Raw genomic sequence first — 20,327 nt, forward strand, 5'->3', positions numbered from 1 at the left:
GCCCAGAACAGCGCCGGGCGCGGCGCCACGTGCGCGCGCCACAGCCCGGCGATCCACAGGCCTGCGAGGGCCACGCCCGCAGGCATCAGGAATATTTCCTCAAGCCAGACGCCCGACAGGGCATGCCCGCGGAGTGCACCATGCATCCACACGACCACGCCAGCGGCCATGACTGCAAAGGCCACGCCCGTGCCCCGTGTTTCGGACCGGGCGGGACGGCGCGCGTCCGCAACAACGAGGGACACGATCCCGCAGGCGGCGATCAGGGCGACGGCGTTCAGGGGGGCCTCGAACGCACGCACAACGAGCGCGGGATCGGCGCCCCGCAGCAGGGCACGGGTCATGCCGGCGGCCAGCATCGGCGCCAGCATCGCCACCAGTCCGTGGGCTGCGACCTGCGCCCAAACAAACGGCGACACGTCCGACAGACGAAGATCCGGCGACCGCATGTTTGCCACGGTGGCCAGCGTGGACGCAGCCTGAAGGGTCACGCCGACGCTCCATAGAATGACGGCGATATCTGTGCGGGCCGGCATCACGGCCAGGCAGAGGAAGCCAATCGCCATGGCCGCCACCCCGCCTGCCGCCACGGCGGGAGCTGCGAGTCCGGGTCCACGAAGTTGCCTCGGCAACCGCGCGGCCCCGAACGTGGACAGGAGCGCCGGCAGCACCGCAAAACAGGTCATGATCACACCGTGATCGAGCTGGAGGCGCATCGCGACGTCACCGGGGAAGCGGAACAGCCGTAGTCCGGTGGCAATCCCGCCGGCGAAGGCGCCGGCCGACAAGGCCAGCACCAGAGACGCAAGCCCTACGGCCCACCCCAGCCGCTGACCGGGCACGTCCGTCAGGGAACGCGCAAGCAGCGCGTGCGTTGGCCCGTCGACAGGATTCTCGAACGAGGTGGCCTCGAGCCGACGCTCAGCCGGGTGCGTCGTGAACGCCATACGATATGCTCTCCTGACTTCAGGATGGCCGACGGTCGTTCGGACCGTCGCGCATCCGGGCGCAACCCTAGCGCCACGTCATGACAAAAACGAGAGCACGTCGTGAAAGACTGCCCCGCCGTTCATGCAATAGTCACATAAACGGCGGCCTGTCGACGTCAGGCGACTTTGGCGACGTCCAGCACGGGTTTGCCGTGCGGCAGCGTGACAAGGGTAAACAGCCCCGCCGGCGGCACGGGCGACAGGGTCGCACGGGCCAGGTCCTCGGGCGGCAACAACGACTCGATGGCGAAGTCCGGATGCCAGCCAAGCGAATGCGACGCCGATGCCATCCCGCGCTCGATCGCCAGACGGACGCCGCCACGCGCCAGAAAATGGTTGACGAACAGGATATGGCCGCCGGGCCGGACAACCCGCTTCAGCTCGGCGAGAAGGCGGTCGGGATGAGGCACGACGGACGCCACGAACATCGCCACCGCGATGTCGAAGCTGTCGTCCTCGAACGTCGTGGCCTCGGCGTCCATTTCCAAAAGCGCGTCGACCGTGCGAAGCGATTGGCGACGGACGCGCTGGCGCGCGCGATCAAGCATGTCGCACGACAGGTCGATACCGGTAATCCGCTTTTCGGACGTGTAGTGCGGCAATGCCAGCCCCGTGCCGACACCGACCTCCAGCACGCGCGTCCCCGGCAGGGCGTTGACGGCGGCGACGGCGCGACGGCGCCCAAAGGCCGAAATACCGCCGAACACGGCGTCATACACACCGGCCCAGCGACGATAGGCCTGCCTTACCGCGTCCGCGTCGAGCGCGGACTTCGGTCCATGTCCCCCGCCCGAGGGCTCACCGTTCTGCATGTCTCCAGACCCCAAAGCAGGCCCGGACCGAACCGCACGCCCCTGAAATACGTCACTCATCGAGTCTCTCTTCACCCTCCGGGGCACCCTCTCGCGGGGCCAAGCGATAGCACCTCCGGGCAGCCCTGTCATGGACCACGCGCGTCCCGGCCCTTCAGGGCGTTACGCTTTCCGCCCGCAGCGGTTTCGTCTATACAGCAGACAGCAACAGCATCGGAAAGTGTTCGGCTGCCATGTTCGTCGCCTTTCTGATCGTTCTCAGCGCCGTGGTCTGGACCGCGGTCCCGGCGCTTTACTTCAAGAAAGACTTGCAGGAGTGGTTCCTGAACCGCTTCGGCTCGGACGACTGACCCCCGCCCGGGACCGTTACTCCGAAACCGCCAGACGCGCCTCGATCCGGTCCCACAACAGGCCCGCGCCGTTCACGTTGTCGAATCGCTGCAACTCCTGAAGCCCGGTCGGCGACGTGACGTTGATTTCCGTCAGCCAGTCGCCGATCACGTCGATTCCCACGAAAATCAGCCCCCGCTCGCGCAGCATCGGGCCAATGGCATCGCAGATCTCCTTGTCGCGCGCGGTCAGCGCCACGGCCTCGGCCCGGCCGCCGACATGCATGTTCGACCGCGCCTCCCCCTGCGCCGGCACGCGGTTGATGGCGCCGATCGGTTCGCCATCGGCCAAGATGATGCGCTTGTCGCCCGCCCTCACGGCCGGCTCGTAGCGCTGGATCATCAGCGGTTCACGCGAACGTGCGAAATGCATTTCCAGCAGCGAATTCAAATTCTCGTCGTCGGGACGGATGCGGAACACCCCCGCCCCTCCGTTGCCGAACAGAGGCTTGACGATGATGTCCTGATGAAGGCTGCGGAATTCGCGAATGGCGCGCACGTCCCAGGTGATCAGGGTCGGCGGCATCAGTTGGGGATAATGCGTCACCAGCAGTTTTTCGGGCGCGTCGCGCACCGATGCGGGGTCATTGACCACCAGTGCCTTGCCCGGCCCGACCCCATGTATGTGTTCGAGCATATGCGTCGCCGTGATGTACGCCATGTCGAACGGGGGATCCTGGCGCATCAGGATCACGTCCATCGTCGACAGGTCGACCTGTTCCTCGGCGCCGAAATCCGCGTGATGGCCGACCTCGCGCCGAACCGTCACGGGGCGAACGCGCGCGAACAGGCGATCGGTGCGCGCACCGGCGGGGGTCAGGCGCCCCTCGGTCAGGCTCAGACTCTCGACCTGATAGACGAACAGCGCCGCGCCGCGCGCCTGCGCCTCCAGCATCAGGGCGAAGGTCGAGTCGCCATTGATGTCGATCCGCTCCAGCGGGTCCATCTGCACGGCGACTTTCAGGCGGGTGGACATGCGGATGAGTCTCCTTGGGTCGGGATCGTGGCCCCGGTCGTAGCTGGCCTACCCTTTATGCACGACGACGGCGCGTGTTGAAACCGCGCGCCCTTTACGCGGGCGGGTCAGGATACCGGATGGCCAGGACTTCGATCAGTTCCTCGCCCGACGGTGTGACCAGCCGGACCTCGTCGCCCTCGGCCGCGCGCATGACCGCGCGCGCCACCGGCGAGAGCAGGCTGACTTCGCCGCGCGTGTGATCGGCCTCATCGGCACCGACGATGGTCACCGTACGGTGCTCGTCCGATTCGGTGGCGTAGGTCACCGTCGCGCCGAAAAACACACGATCCCGCCGCGCCTGTGCCGCCGGATCGACAATCACCGCGTTCTCGACACGCTTGGTCAGAAAGCGGACACGCCGGTCGATCTCACGCAAGCGACGCTTGCCATACTGGTAGTCGCCATTTTCCGACCGGTCGCCGTTTCCCGCCGCCCAGGAAACGATCTCCACGATCTTCGGCCGCTCGTCATGCAGCAGGGCGCGCAGCTCAGAGCGGAACCGGGCCGCCCCCTGGGGCGTGAGATACGCCGCAAGGCCTGGCGCGGCGGTCATGACGGCAGCAGGCGATAGGTGATCGTGGCCGCCAGCCGCTCGCCGGGCGCCAGCACCCGCACGCCGCTGTCGGCGAGGTCCATGTGATTGAAGCCATCATTCATGTTACTCACCGCCTCGCACGCGATGTAGTCGCGCCCGGGCGGCGTATACAGCACCAGATGCCGCAGGGGCGCGTCGGCCGAGATCACAAGGCGCCGCGCCGAGGCCGGCCACGCGATCTCGGCCTCTCCCGCCCAGCCGGCGTAGCAATTGTCGATTGCATCCGATCCGACGTCACGCGGGGGATCGAACGACCAGCGCCCGCTGACCGGCAACCGACGGGACGGCAAGTTATCCGCACCGCTTTCCCATACGCTGGTTGCGCGAAAGCCGACACGCACGCCCGTGTCACGCGGAAAAAACGGGTGGAACCCGAGACCGACGGGCTGATCGCACCGGTCGCGGTTCTCGATCGTCATAACGACCTCCAGCGCCTCGGGCAGCAGGCGATAGGTCAGCGTCGCGCGATAGGCAAACGGCCATTGTCCGGCCGGGTCGCCCGGCGGACTATGGTCGAGTTGCAGGGTCACGTCGCTGTCGGTCCGGGCGACGACATCCCAGACGCGCTCCCACCCGTTGCCGTGAATGGCGTGCGGCTCACCGCCGAAATTGTTGTCGAGCTGCCAGTCGCGCCCCTCGAACGTGAACCGCCCCTGCCCGACGCGGTTGGAAAACGGCACTAGCGGATAGGCGCCGACCGGCTTCATCCCCTGCGCGCGCAGGTTGGCATCGCTCACCGGGTGCAGCACGGCACATCCATCGACGTGCCAGGACAGAACCGCACCGCCCAGGGACGGATCCACACGCAGATGCGCCAACCCCATCGACAAATCGATCATCGTTCTCTCTCCCCGATCGTCGGATCTAGCCCGCGCGGCGCCGACCACGCTTTTGCGTCGGATCGTATCCCCCGCCGCCGGGCCCCAGAGGCACCGGGCCTTTTTCCGCACGTGCCTTGCGCCCGCCGGGCGCGCCGGCGCTGGAGCGGGCGGCAGGCGGCGGTGGTTCGATCCCCAACTGGATCGCCTCCAGCCGCTTGACCTCGTCACGCAGACGCGCCGCCGTTTCGAATTCGAGGTCGGCCGCGGCCGCCCGCATCTTCTTCTCGAGATCGGCGATGGCCGCATCGAGATCCTTGCCGACGAACTCCGTCACCGAGCCGTCCTTGACCGGGGCGACGGTGACGTAATCCTGCTCGAAGACCGAGGCGATCGCGTCGCCGATCGACTTGCGGACGGAGCGCGGCGTGATGCCGTGCGCCTCGTTCCACTCGGTCTGCTTGGCGCGGCGACGGGCCGTTTCCTCGATCGCGTAGGTCAGGGAGTCGGTCATCTTGTCGGCATACAGCAGCACGCGCCCGTCGACATTCCGGGCCGCGCGGCCGATCGTCTGGACCAGCGAAGTGCGGGAGCGCAGGAAACCTTCCTTGTCCGCATCGAGAATCGCGACCAGTGAACATTCGGGGATATCCAGCCCCTCCCGCAGCAGGTTGATGCCGATCAGCACGTCGAACGCGCCCAGACGCAGGTCGCGGATGATCTCGATCCGCTCCAGCGTGTCCACGTCCGAGTGCAGGTAGCGCACCTTGATCCCGGCCTCGTGCATGTAGTCGGTCAGGTCCTCGGCCATACGCTTGGTCAGGGTGGTGACCAGAACACGCCCACCGCTGGCAATCGTGGTGTGACATTCGGCCAGCAGGTCGTCGACCTGATGCTCGACCGGTCGCACCTCGGTCACCGGATCGATCAGGCCCGTCGGGCGGATCACCTGTTCGGCGAACACGCCCGCTGTACGTTCCATCTCCCACGGCCCGGGCGTTGCGGACACGAACAGCGTCTGCGGACGGAAGCTTTCCCACTCGGCAAATTTCAGCGGACGATTATCCAGACACGACGGCAGACGGAACCCGTAGTCGGAGAGAATGGATTTGCGCGCGAAGTCGCCCCGCTCCATGCCGCCGATCTGCGGCACCGTCACATGGCTTTCATCGACAATCAGCAAGGCGTCTTCGGGCAGATATTCAAACAGGGTCGGCGGCGGCTCCCCGGCCCCGCGCCCCGACAGATAGCGCGAGTAATTTTCGATGCCCTTGCACGCACCGGTCGTCTCGATCATTTCAAGATCGAATGTCGTGCGTTGACGCAGGCGTTCGGCTTCCAGAACCTTGCCATTGGCGTCGAATTCGGCCAGCCGGCCGCGCAGCTCGTCCTTGATCGAGACGATGGCCTGATTGAGCGTCGGGCGCGGGGTGACGTAATGGCTGTTGGCGTAGACGGCAATTTCCTGAAGATCGGCGGTCTTCTCGCCCGTCAGTGGATCGAATTCGATGATCGCGTCGATCTCGTCGCCGAACAGGGACACGCGCCACCCGCGGTCCTCGTTCTGAACCGGAAAGATGTCGATGCTCTCGCCACGCACACGAAACGCGCCGCGCTGGAACGCCGCGTCGTTGCGACGATACTGAAGCTCCACCAGCCCTTTGATCAGCCGGTCGCGATCGATCTCGCCGCCGACCTCAAGCTTGACCACCATCCGCGAATAGGTCTCGACCGACCCGATACCGTAAATACACGAGACAGAGGCGACGATGATCACGTCGTTGCGTTCCAGAAGCGCCTGCGTGGCCGCGTGGCGCATGCGGTCGATCTGTTCGTTGATCTGGCTGTCCTTCTCGATGAAGGTGTCCGATCGCGGCACATAGGCTTCGGGCTGGTAATAGTCATAATAGCTGACGAAATATTCGACGGCGTTATCGGGAAAGAACTGTTTCATCTCCCCGTAGAGCTGGGCCGCGAGTGTCTTGTTGGGCGCCAGAACCAGCGTGGGCTTCTGCGTGGCCTCGATCACCTTGGCCATGGTGAAGGTCTTGCCGGAGCCCGTCACGCCCAGGAGCACCTGGTCGCGCTCCCCGGCCTCGACGCCGGCCACCAGTTCGGCGATCGCCGTGGGCTGGTCGCCGGCGGGTTCGTATTCCGACACGACCCGCAGACGATTGACCTTGTCCTTGGCGGGCTGGTGCTGCGGCGCGAACGTGCAGGGCAGTTCGTCGACCCGATTGGCCGCCCCCCTTCCCGCGCGGGACGAGGACTTCGTGGACAGTGCGGCTTTTGCCATGGGTGCGTTCCGGGCCATTCAGGGACAGATGGGCGCTGGTCGCCGGGCGGACAAGAGGTCGTCGTCGCACCGCAAACCGGGCATCGGCGCGACGGCGTTGCCGCCTCAGCCGGAGACTGGCGGTGGCACCCGGGCGTCGGCCAGGGCCACGCGCTGGCGTTCGGCGAGAGCCTGGGCGTCGAAATCGGCGACCAGTTCCTGAAACAGGCGATGCCAGTTCACTTCCGCCCCCAGACGGAGGAAGACGCTGCCCAGCCCCACGGCGGAGCGGTCGACCAGCACGAATTCGCGCGGGGGCCGCACACCGCCCGTACGCTTGAGGCCCGCATACACCTTTTCGGCGATGCTGCGACCGAAGGCCGGATCGTTACTCTCCTGGATCGGGCGAACACGATCCTGCATCAGCGGTTCGTAAATGAAGCGCGCCCATTCGTTGAGCACCCGCATCGTCTCGCGCGACAGGTCCTTGAAGCCCCAGGCCTGATAAGCGTGATAGGCGAGGTCTTCGTCATCGGTCTGAAGGGCGCGGTGCAGATCGATGATCCCCTGCACGAACCGCGCGGGGAATATCCGCACCGCGCCGAAATCGAGCAGATTGAGACCGTAATCGTCGCGCACGGTGAAATTTCCCATGTGCGGGTCGCCGTGAATGACGCCATAGCGATAGAGCGGCGTGTACCAGGCCTTGAACAGGGCCGTCGCCATCGCGTTGCGCTGTTCAAGCGTTGGATTGGTGTCCAGCACCGCCTGCACGCCGCGCCCGCTGACCCAGTCCATGGTCAGCAGACGGCGCGTGCACAGCGCGTCCACCGGCTCGGGCACCGTGACCTCGGGCGTGTTGGCCAGCATCAGGCGATAAAGCCGCAGGTGCGCCGCCTCGCGCGTGTAGTCCAGTTCCTCGCGCAGGCGCTCGGCCAGTTCGACCAGCACGTCGTCCTGACGGATGACGCTGTCGAACCGGTAATACAGTCCGACCGCCATCTTGAGCTGCTTGAGGTCCGCCTCCACCGTCGACTGCATGTCGGGATATTGCAGCTTGCACGCGACGTCGCGCCCTTCGGACGTCACGGCACGGTGCACCTGCCCCAGACTGGCCGCGGCCGCGGCCTCATGGCCGAAGCTGCGGAACCTGGCCTCCCATCCCGCGCCCAGTTCAGCGGTCATGCGGCGGCGCACGAAGCTCCAGCCCATCGGCGGCGCGTTCGATTGCAGATGCGCCAGTTCCTCGGCGTATTCCTGCGGCAGCGCGCCGGGAATGGTCGACAGAAGCTGCGCGCCCTTCATCAGCGGCCCCTTCAGGCCGCCGAGGATGGCCTTGAGATCCTCGGCGTGGACACCGGCATTGGTCTTCAGACCCATCCGGTTGCCCGCGATCCGGGCGGCAATGCCGCCGACGGCGCCGGACGTCTTGACCATCCGGCGGAATTCACCAAACAGGCCGGTCTGGTCGATGTCGCGGCTCATGCCGTCTCTCCCTGTTCGAGTTCATCGATAAAGCCCGCGATGACGTCCAGCCCGCGCCGCCAGAAGCCGGGGTCGGACGCGTCCAGACCAAACGGCGCCAGCAGGTCCTTGTGACGCAGCGTGCCGCCAGCCTCCAGCATCGCGACATACTTGTCCGCGAACCCGTCGAGGCCGTCGCGATACACCCCGTACAGCGCGTTCACCAGACAGTCACCAAAGGCATAGGCATAGACATAGAACGGCGAATGCACGAAATGCGGGACATAGGACCAATACAGGTCATAGTCCGGCGTGAAGCTGAACGCCGGCCCCAGGCTTTCGGTCTGCACCTTGCGCCAGAGCGCGCCGATCTGTTCGGGCAGCAGTTCGCCCTTGCGCCGCTCGTCATGCAGCAAGGTCTCGAACCGGTAGAACGCGATCTGGCGCACCACCGTGTTGAGCATATCCTCGACCTTGGCGGCCAGCATCAGGCGACGGCGCTTCGGGTCGGTCTGCGCGTCCAGAAGCGACTGGAAGGTCAGCATTTCCCCGAACACGCTGGCGGTCTCGGCCAGTGTCAGCGGTGTCGCGGACTGGAAGTAGCCCTGCCGAGAGGCGAGCACCTGATGGATGCCATGCCCCATCTCATGCGCCAGCGTCATCACGTCGCGCGTGCGACCGTGATAGTTCATCAGGATGTAGGGATGCGCGGACGGTACGGTCGGATGCGCGAAGGCGCCCGACGACTTGCCCGGGACCGGCGCGGCGTCGATCCACGGCTTGGTGAGGAAGTCGCGGGCGATGTCGCCCAGGCGCGGGTCGAAGCCGCTGTAGGCCGCCTGCACGCGCGCCTTGGCCTCGTCCCACGCGATACGCGCGTCGTCGTCGCCCGGAAGCGGCGCATTGCGGTCCCAGTGCTCCAGTGTGTCGAGGCCCAGCCAGCGGGCCTTCATCGTGTAATAACGATGCGACAGACGCGGATAATCCGCGACCACGGCCGAGACCAGGGCATCGACCACCTCGTCCTCGACCATGTTGCCGAGGTTGCGTTGCGAGGTGGGGCGGGGATAGGCGCGCAACTGGTCGGAGATCGCCTTGTCCTTGGCCAGTGTGTTCGTCACCAGCGAGAACAGGCGGATATTGTCGCCCAGCGTCGCGCTGATCCCGCGCGCAGCCTCGGCCCGGGTGGCGCGATCGGCATCGGACAGGCTGTTCAATGCCTCGCCCATCATGACCTGCCGTCCCGACATGGTGACGCGAAGGGAGGCCATCGTCTCGTCGAACAGGCGGTTCCACGCGGCCCGTCCGGTGACGGATTTCTCGTGCAGAACATGCTCGACATCGTCTGACAACTGGTGCGGACGGAAGACGCGCACGTCGCGCAGGAACGGTGCCCAACGCGCCAGCGCAGGGTCCGACGCCTTGCGGGCAAGGTCGTCGTCCCCAAGTCGGTTCAACTCCAACGTAAAGAACAGCAGATGCGCCGAGATGGCGGTCAGCCGCTCGTTGATCATCTGCGAGAACTGTCCGATCTCGGGCGAGACGGAGTCGGCCGAGAACAGCAGCGAAGCATAGGACCCGGCGCGCCCCAGGATCTCGTCGAGATGTTCATAGGCCGCGATCGCGTCGGCCAGGGCCGTCGCCGTCAGTGTGGCGACCTTGCCCTTATGGGCGGCGGCAAAAGCACGGGCATCGGCCTCGGCCGTATCGAGATCACGGGCAAGAACGGCGGATCGGGGGGAGTCGTACAGGTCGCTCAGATCCCAGCGCGGCAGGGCAGCGTCCGGCGCACCCGTCTCCGCCTGCCGCGCCTCGCGCCAGACCGTATTGCGTGCGTCGTTCATCGTGCCCTGCTCCTTGCCGTGCCGTACCCCGCAGCCTTGTCCCCATCTGCCCGACTTTTCAAGGTGGGAATGGCGGCGCACACCAGCGCGCCCGCGCGAGGATGCACAACGTTCTTGGTGCGAATCGCGTTGCATGGCCCAGGAGCAGGAGCGCGCGCGAACGACATTGTTTCAAATCATGTCGAATGCTAGCGTTGCTTCTCCCGCCCGGAGTTCCGCGCCCATGCCCCGTGCCCGTCATGTTCCGCCCGCACAGTCGGTCGTGCTCCTGACCATGCTCCTCCTCGGCGCGTGCGCCACGACGTCGGGGACGCAGGCGCCACACATGACCGCACCCGGAAACGGACCCAACCGGCTGTCTCGTCAGGTCAGCCGGTCGCCCGACGGGTTTCTGGTGACGATGGCCGCCGCGTCCGGCGCATCAAGCGTCGTCAATAGCTGGTTTGCCCTGCACGCCGATTGCTCGCTGGACGCTTATCCGCTGATCACGCAGATCGACCCACCGGCCCACGGCTCGCTGTCGCTCAAGCAGGGTATGTTTTACCCGAATTATCCGGCCGGGAACCAGCGTTACGTCTGCAACCTGCATCCACAGCCTGGGGTCCAGGCCCGTTACGTGTCCGCACCCGGATACACCGGCGCGGACACCTTCACGATACGGGTCCTGACGCCCGGCGGTATTTCCTACCGGTCGCACTACACCGTCAACGTGGAATAAGAAGCGGTCCGCGCCCGGCAGCCTGACGCCACCGGGTCGCGCGTCCTTCGTCAGGCCGTCAGGGCCTCGACCACCGGTGCCTCGTAACCGATGACGCGCGCATACTCGCGCGGCACAATGTGCCAGAAGCGCGGCAGGACCTTCTCCCACTTGTGCAGAAGCGTCGCGGCATATGCGCTGCGCGTCTCGCGCGCATGCGTTTCCACGACATCGCGCAGCATGGCCTCCCACTTCGGATCGACCACCCGGTTCCACAGCAGCGTGTCGGGGTTGATCTGACGTTCGAAACGGTTGTGCTCGTCATAGACGAACGCCATGCCGCCCGTAAAACCGGCGCCGAAATTGTCGCCCGTCTCGCCCAGCACCACGACCAGACCGCCGGTCATGTATTCGCAGCCGTTCGAGCCGCACCCTTCGACCACCGCCGTGGCGCCCGAATTGCGCACCGCGAAACGCTCGCCCGCCTGACCAGCGGCATACAGCGCCCCGGCCGTGGCCCCATACAGCACCGTGTTGCCGACGATCGCGTTCTCCTGCGACAGACGGTTCGTGTCATTGGGCGGCCGCACGACGATGGTCGCCCCCGACAGCCCCTTGCCGACATAGTCGTTGGCATCGCCCACGACCTCCAGCTTCAGGCCCTGCACGGCGAACGCGCCCAGCGACTGCCCGGCCGAGCCATGCAGACGCACGCTCATGTGGCCCGGTGCCAGCGTCTTCATCCCATAATGGCGAACGATCAGCGACGACAGGCGCGTGCCGATCGCGCGATGCGTGTTCTGCACGTTGTAGTGCAGCTGCATTTTCTCGCCGTGGTCGAACAACGGGCGCGCATCGACGATCATCTGCGCGTCGAGCGTATCGGGCACCTCGTTGCGCCCGTCGAGCGTGCAGTAGCGCGCGTGCGGTCCCGGGTCGGCCTGCGCCAGAAGCGGGTTGAGATCGAGGTCGTCGAGGTAATCGGCGCCGCGCGACACCTGACGCAGCAGGTCCGTGCGCCCGATCACCTCATTGAGCGTGCGGAACCCCAGCTCGGCCAGAATGTTGCGCACGTCCTCGGCAATGAAGGAGAACAGGTTGATCACCTTCTCCGGCGTGCCCTCGAACTTGCGCCGCAGCTCCTCGTCCTGCACGCATACGCCGACCGGGCACGTGTTGGAGTGGCACTGGCGCACCATGATGCACCCCATCGCGACCAGACTGGCGGTGCCGATGCCGAATTCCTCGGCCCCCAGCATGGCGGCGATCACCACGTCGCGCCCCGTCTTCAAACCGCCGTCCGTGCGCAGCTTCACGCGGTGACGCAGCCGGTTGAGCATCAGGACCTGATGCGCCTCGGCCAGCCCCATCTCCCACGGCAGGCCCGCATATTTGATCGACGTCTGCGGGCTGGCACCGGTCCCGCCGGAATGGCCGGAGATCAGGATCGCGTCCGCATGCGCCTTGGCGACACCGGCGGCGATCGTGCCGATACCCGACCGCGCCACCAGCTTGACCGTCACGGTCGCGTCCGGGTTGATCTGCTTGAGATCGTAGATCAGCTGCGCCAGATCCTCGATCGAGTAGATGTCGTGATGCGGCGGGGGGGAGATCAGCGTCACCCCCGGCGTCGCATGACGCAGCTTGCCGATCAGCTCGGTCACCTTGAAGCCAGGCAGTTGGCCGCCCTCGCCGGGCTTCGCGCCCTGGGCCACCTTGATTTCGATCTCACGACAGTCATTGAGATACTGCGCGGTCACGCCGAAACGGCCCGAAGCGATCTGTTTGATCGCCGAGGACGCGTTGTCGCCGTTCGCACGCGGCTTCGCCCGCGACGGATCCTCGCCGCCTTCGCCCGAATCCGACTTGGCGCCGATACGGTTCATCGCGATCGACAGGGTTTCGTGCGCTTCGGGGCTCAGCGCCCCGAGCGAGATTCCCGGCGCGATCAGGCGCTTGCGAAGCTGGGTGATGCTTTCGACCTGCTCGACCGGGATCGGCGTGCGCCCCCCCTTGAAGTCTAGCAGATCGCGCAGTGCCACCGGCGGCAGACGCCGCACGGCATCGGCATAACGCCGATAGATCGCGAAGCTGTCCTGTGTCACCGCCGTCTGGAGCATATGCACCAGCGTGCCGTCGAAGGCGTGCACCTCCCCGCTGCGGCGCAGCTTGTAGTCGCCGCCGACCGGCAGGGTCGTGACCTGCGGATTCCACGCGACCGCATGGGCCGCGATGATGTTGCGCGCGATACCGGCCAGACCGATGCCGGAGATACGCGACGGCATGCCGGGGAAGAACTCCGCCGCCAGGGCGCGCGACAGGCCGATCGCCTCGAAATTATAGCCGCCGCGATAGGCCGAAACGATCGAGATGCCCATCTTGGACATGATCTTCAGCAGGCCCTTGTCCACGGCCTTGCGATACCGCTCGACCGCCTCGCGCAGGCCCATCGAGCCGAACAGGCCACGACGGACACGATCGGCGATCGCTTCCTGCGCCAGATACGGGTTCACGGTCGTCGCGCCCACCCCGATGCTCACGGCGATCGCATGCACGTCCAGCGCCTCGGCCGTACGGACGTTCAGCGAAATGAACGTCCGCAACGACTGACGCACCAGATGCGTGTGGACCGCCGCGGTGGCCAGGATCATCGGGATCGCCACGCGTCCGTCGGACTGGTTCTCGTCGGACAGGAATACGTGCAGGAAGCCTTCGCGCACCCGGTCCTCCGCCTCGCGCCGGATGCGGCCGATCGCCTCGCGCAGGCCCGCCTCGCCGGCTGCTGCCTCGAACGTGCAGTCGATGGTGCTGCCGGAGTCGCCGCAGAACGCCACCAGCGCGTCATATTCGCCATTGGTCAGAACCGGGCTGGGCAACTGCAACAGGTCGCACTGATCCGCGGACTGCTCCAGAATATTGCCCAGATTGCCCAGACGCGTGGTCAGGCTCATCACCCGCGTTTCGCGCAGGCTGTCAATCGGCGGATTGGTGACCTGACTGAACGCCTGCCGGAAATAATGCGACAGACCACGATAGCGCGACGACAGGACGGCCAGCGGCGTGTCGTCACCCATCGAGCCGAGCGCTTCCTGCGCGTCGGCGACCATGGGATGCAGGATCGATTCCATGATCTCGTGCGTGATCGACACCGCGAGCTGGCGGCGGCGCAACTCGTCGGGAGCATACATCACGGGCTCGGTCACGTCGTTGCGAACGACGGAGCCGATCTTCTGGATGCGCTTGGTCCACGCCGCGAAATCCTGCCGCGCGGCCAGATGGTCGAGCAGGTCTTCCGTCCCGTAGAATTTCGCCTCGTCCAGGTCGAGGCCGATCATCTGCCCCGGACCAAGGCGCCCCAGCCGCACGATCTCGGCGTTCGGCACCTTCACCATGCCGGTTTCCGAACCGACGATCAGCCGCTTGTCCGCCGTGATGGTGTAGCGCAGCGGACGCAGGCCGGAACGGTCGAGCCCGGCCACGACCCAGCGCCCGTCGGTCATGCACAGGGCCGCCGGACCGTCCCACGGCTCCATCACCGCGTTGCAGTAGGCATACAGGTCGCGGTGGCTCTGCTTCATGCCCGAATTGTCGCCGACCGATGCCGGCACCATCAGCGCCTTGGTCATCGGCGCGTCGCGCCCGGCGAAGGTCAGCAGTTCGAACACATTGTCCAGCACCGCCGTGTCCGACCCGCTGGCCTGCACGATCGGCTTGATGTCCTCCATGAACGGGTCGAGGTCCGGATCGGCCAGCCGCGTCTCGTGGCTGCGCATCCAGTTGCTGTTGCCCGACAGCGTGTTGATCTCGCCGTTATGTGCCAGACGCCGGAACGGCTGGGCCAGCTTCCAGGTCGGGAAGGTGTTGGTCGAATAGCGCTGGTGATAGATCGCAAACCGGCTGACGAACCGCGTATCCAGCAGGTCGGGATAGAAATCCGTCAGGTTCTGCGCCAGGAACATGCCCTTGTAGATCACCGATCGGCACGACAGCGAGCAGATATACAGGTCGACCTGTTGCGCGATCGCGGCCTTTTCGATCCGGCGGCGGATCACATACAGGTCGCGCTCGAACGCGGCCTCTTCCGTGCCAAGCAGGTTGCGCACCATGATCTGCTCGATCTCCGGCCGCGTGGCATTGGCCTTCTCGCCGATGCAGGCCGTGTCGATCGGCACCTGGCGCCAGCCATAGATGCCGTAGCCGAACGCCAGGATCTCGGACTCGATGATCTGGCGGCACCGCTCCTGCGCGGCCAGATCGGTCTTGGGCAGGAAGACCATGCCAACCGCGATGCGACCGTCGACACAGTCGTCGCTCGCCCCGTGAATGGCTTCGGCGAAGAAATCCTGCGGGATTTCGACGTGAATGCCCGCGCCGTCGCCGGTCTTGCCATCGGCATCGACCGCGCCACGGTGCCAGAGGGCCTTGAGGGCATCGATACCCGCCTCGACCACGTCGCGCCGCTTGCGCCCGTCCAGCGCCGCGACCAGCCCGACACCGCAGGCATCATGCTCGTCGGCGGGGTCGTACAGCCCCTCCAGCGCCTCGGTGTTGGCCTGCCAGGCTGTGACGAACGCATCGCCGCTTTCGGCGGCGGTCGGGGGGACGGGGGTGCTGTCGATGAACCGTTCCATTGCCGTCACTCCGCCGCCACGGCGCCGACAAGCGCCTTGTTTTCAATCCATTCGTTGATCCGCACCGCCGCGTCGCGGCCGTCGCGGATCGCCCACACCACCAGGCTGGCGCCACGCACGATGTCGCCGGCGGCGAATACGCCCGGCAAGGACGTCTCGAAGCTCAGATGGTCCACTTTCAATGTGCCCCAGCGCGACGTCGCCAGATCTGGGGCGCCCCAGTCCCGTGCGAGGGGTTCCGGGTCGAAGCCCAATGCCTTGATCACCAGATCGGCCGGGACGGTGAAGCTGCCGTTCTCGATCGGATCGACCGAGCGCCGCCCGGTGGCGTCCGGCAGGCCGAGCTTCATCCGCGCCGCGCGCACGCCCTCGACATGCCCGTCGCCCAGGAACGCCTCGGGCGCGGCCAGCCACACGAACTCGACGCCCTCTTCCTCGGCGTTCTTCACTTCACGCAGAGACCCCGGCATGTTGGCTCGGTCGCGGCGATAGAGGCATTTCACGCTGCGCGCGCCCTGCCGGATCGCCGTCCGGACGCAGTCCATCGCGGTGTCACCGCCACCGATCACAACGACATCCTTGTCGCGGGCGTCCAGCAGGCCGCTCTCGAACGCCTCGACACGATCGCCCAGCGAGAGGCGGTTCGACGCTGTCAGATAATCCAGTGCACGCACGACACCCGACAGGCCCGCGCCCGGACCGCCCATCTCGCGCGATTTGTAAACGCCGGTCGCGATCAGGACCGCATCATGCCGCGCCCGCAGGGAGTCGAACGACACGCGTCCCTCCCCATCTCTGTCCGCGATCTCCATGCCGAGATGGAACACGATGCCCGCCTGCTCCAGCAGCCGATGCCGACGCTCGACGATATGCTTTTCCAGCTTGAACCCCGGAATACCGTACACCAGCAGGCCGCCGACACGGTCGTGCCGGTCATAGACATGCACGGTATGACCCTGTGCGCGCAGTTGCTCGGCCGCGGCCAGACCCGCCGGGCCGGCGCCGATGATACCGACCGACGTGCCACGCTCGAACGCCGGGGCCTGCGGGGCGACCCAGCCTTCTTCAAAGGCCGTGTCGGTGACGAAACGCTCGACCGCGCCGATGGTGACGCTCTCGAAGCCCTTCTCGATGACGCAGTTACCTTCGCACAGCCGATCCTGCGGGCAGATGCGACCGCAGATTTCCGGGAAATTGTTGGTCGCGGACGAGAGCTCATAGGCTTCGCGCAGACGCCCCTCGGCGGTCAGCTTCAGCCAGTCGGGTATGTTGTTCCCCAGCGGACAGTGCACCGAACAGAACGGGATGCCGCACTGTGAGCACCGACTTGCCTGTTCCTCGGCGCTCTCGGCGACGAAGGAGCGGTAAATCTCGTTGAAATCGGTGTTGCGGTCCACGGCCGAACGCTTTTCCGGTTGCGCCTGCGGAAGCGAGACGAACTTGAGCATGTTTTCGGCCATGGTGACTCTCCGTCCGCGGCAAGGCGGCAGGCTGGTGCTGGAACTGGTGCGACACGGGGTGCGCCGCACGTATTAAGCATCCCTTCGCAACAAAAAAAGACAGTAATGCTGTCATTTCAGGATATTTCAGCCCGACACGCGCGGGTTCGGCTGGCAATAGAACGCGCAAAAAGGACCGTTTCGGACATTTTTGACGGCAACGACCAGATGTATAACGCGCTTTATCGCATGAGCGGGGGAACGATATCGGCCATACGATCAGGCTCGATGCCTAGCGCCGCGAACGACGGTCGGCCCGGGGCAACGACATTATCGACCGCCAGCATCCGCAGCTGATCGCGCGTGAGCATCTGTCCGGGCAGATGCTCCAGCACCCCAGCCTGCAGGCGGGCCAGCGGCGCGGGCACATCGACCGTCCGCGGCGTCTTGCCCTTGAGGACCATGACCCACGCCATCAGGTCGCGCATGGTGCGGATGTCGGGACCGCCGAGTTCATAGACCCCGGCCGTCTCGCCCGCGACGGCCTTGCCGACGGCCTGCCCGACGTTGCGCACATGCACCGGCTGGAACCGCGTATCGCCGCAGAACACCGGCATGACGGGCAGCCACCGCGCCATGGCACCGAAGCGCGTGAAAAAGTGGTCGCCGGCGCCGAAGATGATCGACGGGCGCAGGATCGTGGCGTCCGGGTAATGCCGGAGCACCGCCAGCTCGCCGGCATATTTGCTGCGGCCATACGCGCTGGGCGCATTCGGCGCGGCCCCGATCGCCGAGATCTGGACGAAATGATGCACACCGGCCTGATGCGCCACGCGGGCCACCCGCTCGGCCCCGTCGACATTGACGGCGCGCAGGGTCTTTCCACCCAGCACCGCGACCAGATTGACCACCGCCGTACTGCCGTCGATCGCACGACGCAAGGCGGGTTCGTCGTCGATGGGCGTGGACACGCCGTCGACCGGCGTGCGGGACGCGATTCGGACGTCATGGCCGGCCGCGCGGAGCACCGCGGCCGTCGCACGTCCGACGAATCCGTTCCCTCCGATAAGGGTGACAACGGAGAAATCTGCCATTTTCTGACTCCGGGACAGCAGCGGCGCTGTTCGTGACGGTTTTTTTGCGAGCAGGGTGTTGACGCCCCACAATGGTGAGCATAAACAGCGCCCACCACCCCGGAAGGTTGCTCCGGGTTGCCACCTGAGCCCAGATGGCGGAATTGGTAGACGCGCAGGTTTCAGGTACCTGTGGCCGCAAGGTCGTGGAAGTTCGAGTCTTCTTCTGGGCACCAAAGTGACAGTCACCGGACAAGCCGGCGCCATCAGGCGCCGGCTTCCGTGTTTCTGAGCCTCCGTTTCCGGGCCCGGTCGGCCCGCCATCGGGCCCCGGGCGTCCATCGGCTTGTGCCGGTCCAGCAGCCGCCGTCCCGGCGCCCCGCCGCGAGGGATATCATGGCCGCTTCGACCCACACCGCCGCTGCCGCCGGTGCCATTCATCTGCATCAGGGCGATCTGCCCGACGGTCTGTCGCTGGGGCCGGTCGTGGCCGTCGACACCGAGACCATGGGCCTCAACCCGCACCGCGATCGGCTCTGCCTCGTGCAGTTGTCCTCGGGCGACGGCGCGGCCCATCTGGTTCAGATCGTGCCCACGTCCCTCGGCGGCACGGGCTATGACTGCCCCAATCTCACGGCGATGATGGCCGACCCGGCCGTCACGAAACTGATGCACTTCGCCCGGTTCGACGTGGCGATCCTCCAGCATGCGCTGAAGATCGCCGTTCGGCCGGTGATCTGCACCAAGATCGCGGCGCGGCTGGTGCGCACCTTCACCGACCGGCACGGTCTGGCGGCCCTGTGCCGCGATCTGCTCGGCGTGGACCTCAGCAAGCAGCAGCAGACGTCCGACTGGGGTAGCCCGACGCTGACGCCCGAACAGATGGCCTATGCCGCCTCCGACGTCCTGCACTTGCATGCCCTGTGGGCGCGGCTGGAGGCGCTTCTGGAACGCGAGGGCCGACGCGCGCTGGCGCAGGCGTGCTACGACTTCCTGCCCGCGCGGGCGGAACTCGACCTTCTTGGGTATGAAGAGCCCGATATCTTTTCGCACCGCGCCTGACGGCGTTCCCGACCACACCACGCTGGACGTCACGGCGCGCTGTTCCCATCTGTGTCTGGCGTGTGACCGCCGACAACGGCGCCGTCGGCGATTGACCGGGGACGGGAAGGCGCAGAGAAAGGGTCGCATGAACCAGACCGTTCCCGAAGGACGGCTTGCCGGGCCACGACCGGCCTCCCCCGACCCGGTCGGGCGCGCGCTCGACGCACTGGCGACCGAGCGCGCCGGTCTCGACGCGCTGACCGATGCCCTGACGAAGAATGTGTCGGGGCTGCGGGACGCGTTCGAGGCGGTGACGGACCGAATCGCGATGTGCGTGGACAGCGGCGGCGGTCGTCTCGTGGTCACGGGCATCGGCAAGTCGGGCCATATCGGTCGCAAGATCCAGTCGACGATGGCGTCGACCGGCACGCCATCGCTGTTCATCCACCCGGCCGAGGCCTCGCACGGGGATCTGGGCATGATCCAGCGTCACGACGTGGTGCTGGCGTTGTCGCGGTCCGGCGAGACGACGGAACTGGCCGATATCGTGGCCTATACGCGGCGTCAGGGCGTGTGTCTGATGGCGATGACGTCGCGCCCTGATTCGACCCTGGCCACCACCGCCGATCATCACCTGTGCCTGCCGGGCGCGCCCGAAGCGTGCCCGATGGGTCTGGCGCCCACGACGTCGTGCCTGATGCAGCTTGCGCTGGGCGATGCGCTGGCGATCGTCCTGCTTGAACGCCGGCGTTTCAGCGCGCGCGATTTCGGCACTTTTCATCCCGGCGGCCGGCTGGGCGCGTCCCTCAGGCTCGTGCGCGACCTGATGCATGGTGCGGACGCGATGCCGCTGGGCGCCTCCGACATGCCCCTCTCGGGCGTCATACTGGAAATGACGCGCAAGGCGTTCGGCTGCATGGGCGTGGTCGATGCCGATGGCGCGCTGATCGGCCTGATTACCGACGCCGACCTGCGCGGCGCGCTGGATCGCGACCTGTCGAGCACACGGGCGTCCGACGTGATGAACCCGCGGCCGCTGACCGTCAGTCCCGACATTCTGGCACCCGAGGCCCTGCGCTTCATGAACGAGCGGCGCAAGCCGATCACCAGCGTCTTCGTGCTGGACGAACACCGGCGACCACTGGGCATTCTGCATGTGCACGACCTGCTGCGGGCGGGTGTGGTATGAAGACCCCCCCCCCCAACCGGGCCGACTTCGCGCGCTCCGACGACGACGTG

General features: G+C 66.3%; 13 protein-coding genes, 1 tRNA gene and 1 pseudogene. 4 read left to right on the top strand and 11 right to left on the bottom strand.

Annotation, left to right across the window (positions count from 1 at the left end):
• From HUK82_RS07205 to HUK82_RS07240, 8 genes and pseudogenes are all read right to left on the bottom strand, one after another.
• Nucleotides 1-947: pseudogene (locus HUK82_RS07205) on the bottom strand (hypothetical protein); the annotation flags it as partial.
• 158 nt (nt 948-1,105) lie between these two features.
• Nucleotides 1,106-1,801, bottom strand: coding sequence for a class I SAM-dependent methyltransferase (locus HUK82_RS07210; RefSeq protein WP_246495085.1), 696 nt, complete (start codon nt 1,799-1,801; stop codon nt 1,106-1,108).
• Nucleotides 1,802-2,167: 366 nt separating this feature from the next.
• Complete coding sequence (gene gshB / locus HUK82_RS07215) at nt 2,168-3,166, bottom strand: glutathione synthase (protein WP_176613320.1); 999 nt, start codon at nt 3,164-3,166, stop codon at nt 2,168-2,170.
• Nucleotides 3,167-3,260: 94 nt separating this feature from the next.
• On the bottom strand, nt 3,261-3,761 hold the full coding sequence (gene greB / locus HUK82_RS07220; RefSeq protein WP_176613321.1) for a transcription elongation factor GreB: 501 nt from the start codon (nt 3,759-3,761) through the stop codon (nt 3,261-3,263).
• Nucleotides 3,758-4,642 (bottom strand): aldose 1-epimerase, encoded by an 885-nt coding sequence (locus HUK82_RS07225; protein ID WP_176613322.1) that lies wholly within the window; start codon nt 4,640-4,642, stop codon nt 3,758-3,760. The genes greB and HUK82_RS07225 overlap by 4 nt, the downstream gene beginning before the upstream one ends.
• Before the next feature lie 25 nt (nt 4,643-4,667).
• Nucleotides 4,668-6,917 (bottom strand): excinuclease ABC subunit UvrB, encoded by a 2,250-nt coding sequence (uvrB, locus tag HUK82_RS07230; RefSeq protein WP_176613323.1) that lies wholly within the window; start codon nt 6,915-6,917, stop codon nt 4,668-4,670.
• A gap of 105 nt (nt 6,918-7,022) precedes the next feature.
• Nucleotides 7,023-8,381 (bottom strand): ABC1 kinase family protein, encoded by a 1,359-nt coding sequence (locus tag HUK82_RS07235; RefSeq protein WP_176613324.1) that lies wholly within the window; start codon nt 8,379-8,381, stop codon nt 7,023-7,025.
• Entirely contained in the window at nt 8,378-10,204 is a 1,827-nt protein-coding gene (locus HUK82_RS07240) for a M3 family oligoendopeptidase (protein ID WP_176613325.1), read from the bottom strand. The genes HUK82_RS07235 and HUK82_RS07240 overlap by 4 nt, the downstream gene beginning before the upstream one ends.
• Before the next feature lie 223 nt (nt 10,205-10,427).
• Between HUK82_RS07240 and HUK82_RS07245 the strand changes: the two genes are divergently transcribed.
• The gene (locus HUK82_RS07245) at nt 10,428-10,922 is read left to right on the top strand and encodes a hypothetical protein (protein WP_176613326.1); all 495 of its coding nucleotides are present in this window, start codon (nt 10,428-10,430) and stop codon (nt 10,920-10,922) included.
• 50 nt (nt 10,923-10,972) lie between these two features.
• Here HUK82_RS07245 and gltB read toward each other — a convergent pair whose 3' ends face one another.
• The 3 genes from gltB to HUK82_RS07260 form a co-directional block, all read right to left on the bottom strand.
• A complete protein-coding gene (gltB, locus tag HUK82_RS07250) occupies nt 10,973-15,532 on the bottom strand; it encodes a glutamate synthase large subunit (protein WP_176613327.1) in 4,560 nt (1,519 codons plus the stop codon).
• Nucleotides 15,533-15,537: 5 nt separating this feature from the next.
• Complete coding sequence (locus HUK82_RS07255) at nt 15,538-16,992, bottom strand: NAD(P)-dependent oxidoreductase (protein ID WP_176613328.1); 1,455 nt, start codon at nt 16,990-16,992, stop codon at nt 15,538-15,540.
• A 221-nt stretch (nt 16,993-17,213) separates the two neighbouring features.
• Nucleotides 17,214-18,065 carry a complex I NDUFA9 subunit family protein gene (locus tag HUK82_RS07260; protein ID WP_176613329.1) on the bottom strand — a complete coding sequence of 284 codons (852 nt, stop codon included), beginning with the start codon at nt 18,063-18,065 and terminating at the stop codon, nt 17,214-17,216.
• A gap of 128 nt (nt 18,066-18,193) precedes the next feature.
• Between HUK82_RS07260 and HUK82_RS07265 the strand changes: the two genes are divergently transcribed.
• The 3 genes from HUK82_RS07265 (at nt 18,194) to HUK82_RS07275 (ending at nt 20,277) form a co-directional block, all read left to right on the top strand.
• Nucleotides 18,194-18,280 (top strand) — tRNA-Leu (locus tag HUK82_RS07265).
• Between the two features lie 160 nt (nt 18,281-18,440).
• Nucleotides 18,441-19,106: a ribonuclease D gene (locus HUK82_RS07270; protein ID WP_176613330.1), complete on the top strand. Its 666-nt coding sequence runs from the start codon at nt 18,441-18,443 to the stop codon at nt 19,104-19,106.
• A gap of 127 nt (nt 19,107-19,233) precedes the next feature.
• On the top strand, nt 19,234-20,277 hold the full coding sequence (locus HUK82_RS07275) for a KpsF/GutQ family sugar-phosphate isomerase (RefSeq protein WP_176613331.1): 1,044 nt from the start codon (nt 19,234-19,236) through the stop codon (nt 20,275-20,277).
• Nucleotides 20,278-20,327: the final 50 nt, after the last annotated feature.

This window comes from Ameyamaea chiangmaiensis (assembly GCF_013376175.1).
Taxonomy (GTDB): Bacteria; Pseudomonadota; Alphaproteobacteria; order Acetobacterales; family Acetobacteraceae; genus Ameyamaea; species Ameyamaea chiangmaiensis.

Excerpts from the sequence above, each read along its gene's own strand:
- HUK82_RS07225 (WP_176613322.1), bottom strand. The coding sequence starts at position 4,642 with ATGATCGATTTGTCGATGGGGTTGGCGCATCTGCGTGTGGATCCGTCC.
- HUK82_RS07235 (WP_176613324.1), bottom strand. The coding sequence starts at position 8,381 with ATGAGCCGCGACATCGACCAGACCGGCCTGTTTGGTGAATTCCGCCGG.
- uvrB (WP_176613323.1), bottom strand. The coding sequence starts at position 6,917 with ATGGCAAAAGCCGCACTGTCCACGAAGTCCTCGTCCCGCGCGGGAAGG.
- HUK82_RS07260 (WP_176613329.1), bottom strand. The coding sequence starts at position 18,065 with ATGGCAGATTTCTCCGTTGTCACCCTTATCGGAGGGAACGGATTCGTC.
- HUK82_RS07245 (WP_176613326.1), top strand. The coding sequence starts at position 10,428 with ATGCCCCGTGCCCGTCATGTTCCGCCCGCACAGTCGGTCGTGCTCCTG.
- greB (WP_176613321.1), bottom strand. The coding sequence starts at position 3,761 with ATGACCGCCGCGCCAGGCCTTGCGGCGTATCTCACGCCCCAGGGGGCG.
- HUK82_RS07275 (WP_176613331.1), top strand. The coding sequence starts at position 19,234 with ATGAACCAGACCGTTCCCGAAGGACGGCTTGCCGGGCCACGACCGGCC.
- HUK82_RS07240 (WP_176613325.1), bottom strand. The coding sequence starts at position 10,204 with ATGAACGACGCACGCAATACGGTCTGGCGCGAGGCGCGGCAGGCGGAG.
- gltB (WP_176613327.1), bottom strand. The coding sequence starts at position 15,532 with ATGGAACGGTTCATCGACAGCACCCCCGTCCCCCCGACCGCCGCCGAA.
- HUK82_RS07270 (WP_176613330.1), top strand. The coding sequence starts at position 18,441 with ATGGCCGCTTCGACCCACACCGCCGCTGCCGCCGGTGCCATTCATCTG.
- HUK82_RS07255 (WP_176613328.1), bottom strand. The coding sequence starts at position 16,992 with ATGGCCGAAAACATGCTCAAGTTCGTCTCGCTTCCGCAGGCGCAACCG.
- gshB (WP_176613320.1), bottom strand. The coding sequence starts at position 3,166 with ATGTCCACCCGCCTGAAAGTCGCCGTGCAGATGGACCCGCTGGAGCGG.
- HUK82_RS07210 (WP_246495085.1), bottom strand. The coding sequence starts at position 1,801 with ATGCAGAACGGTGAGCCCTCGGGCGGGGGACATGGACCGAAGTCCGCG.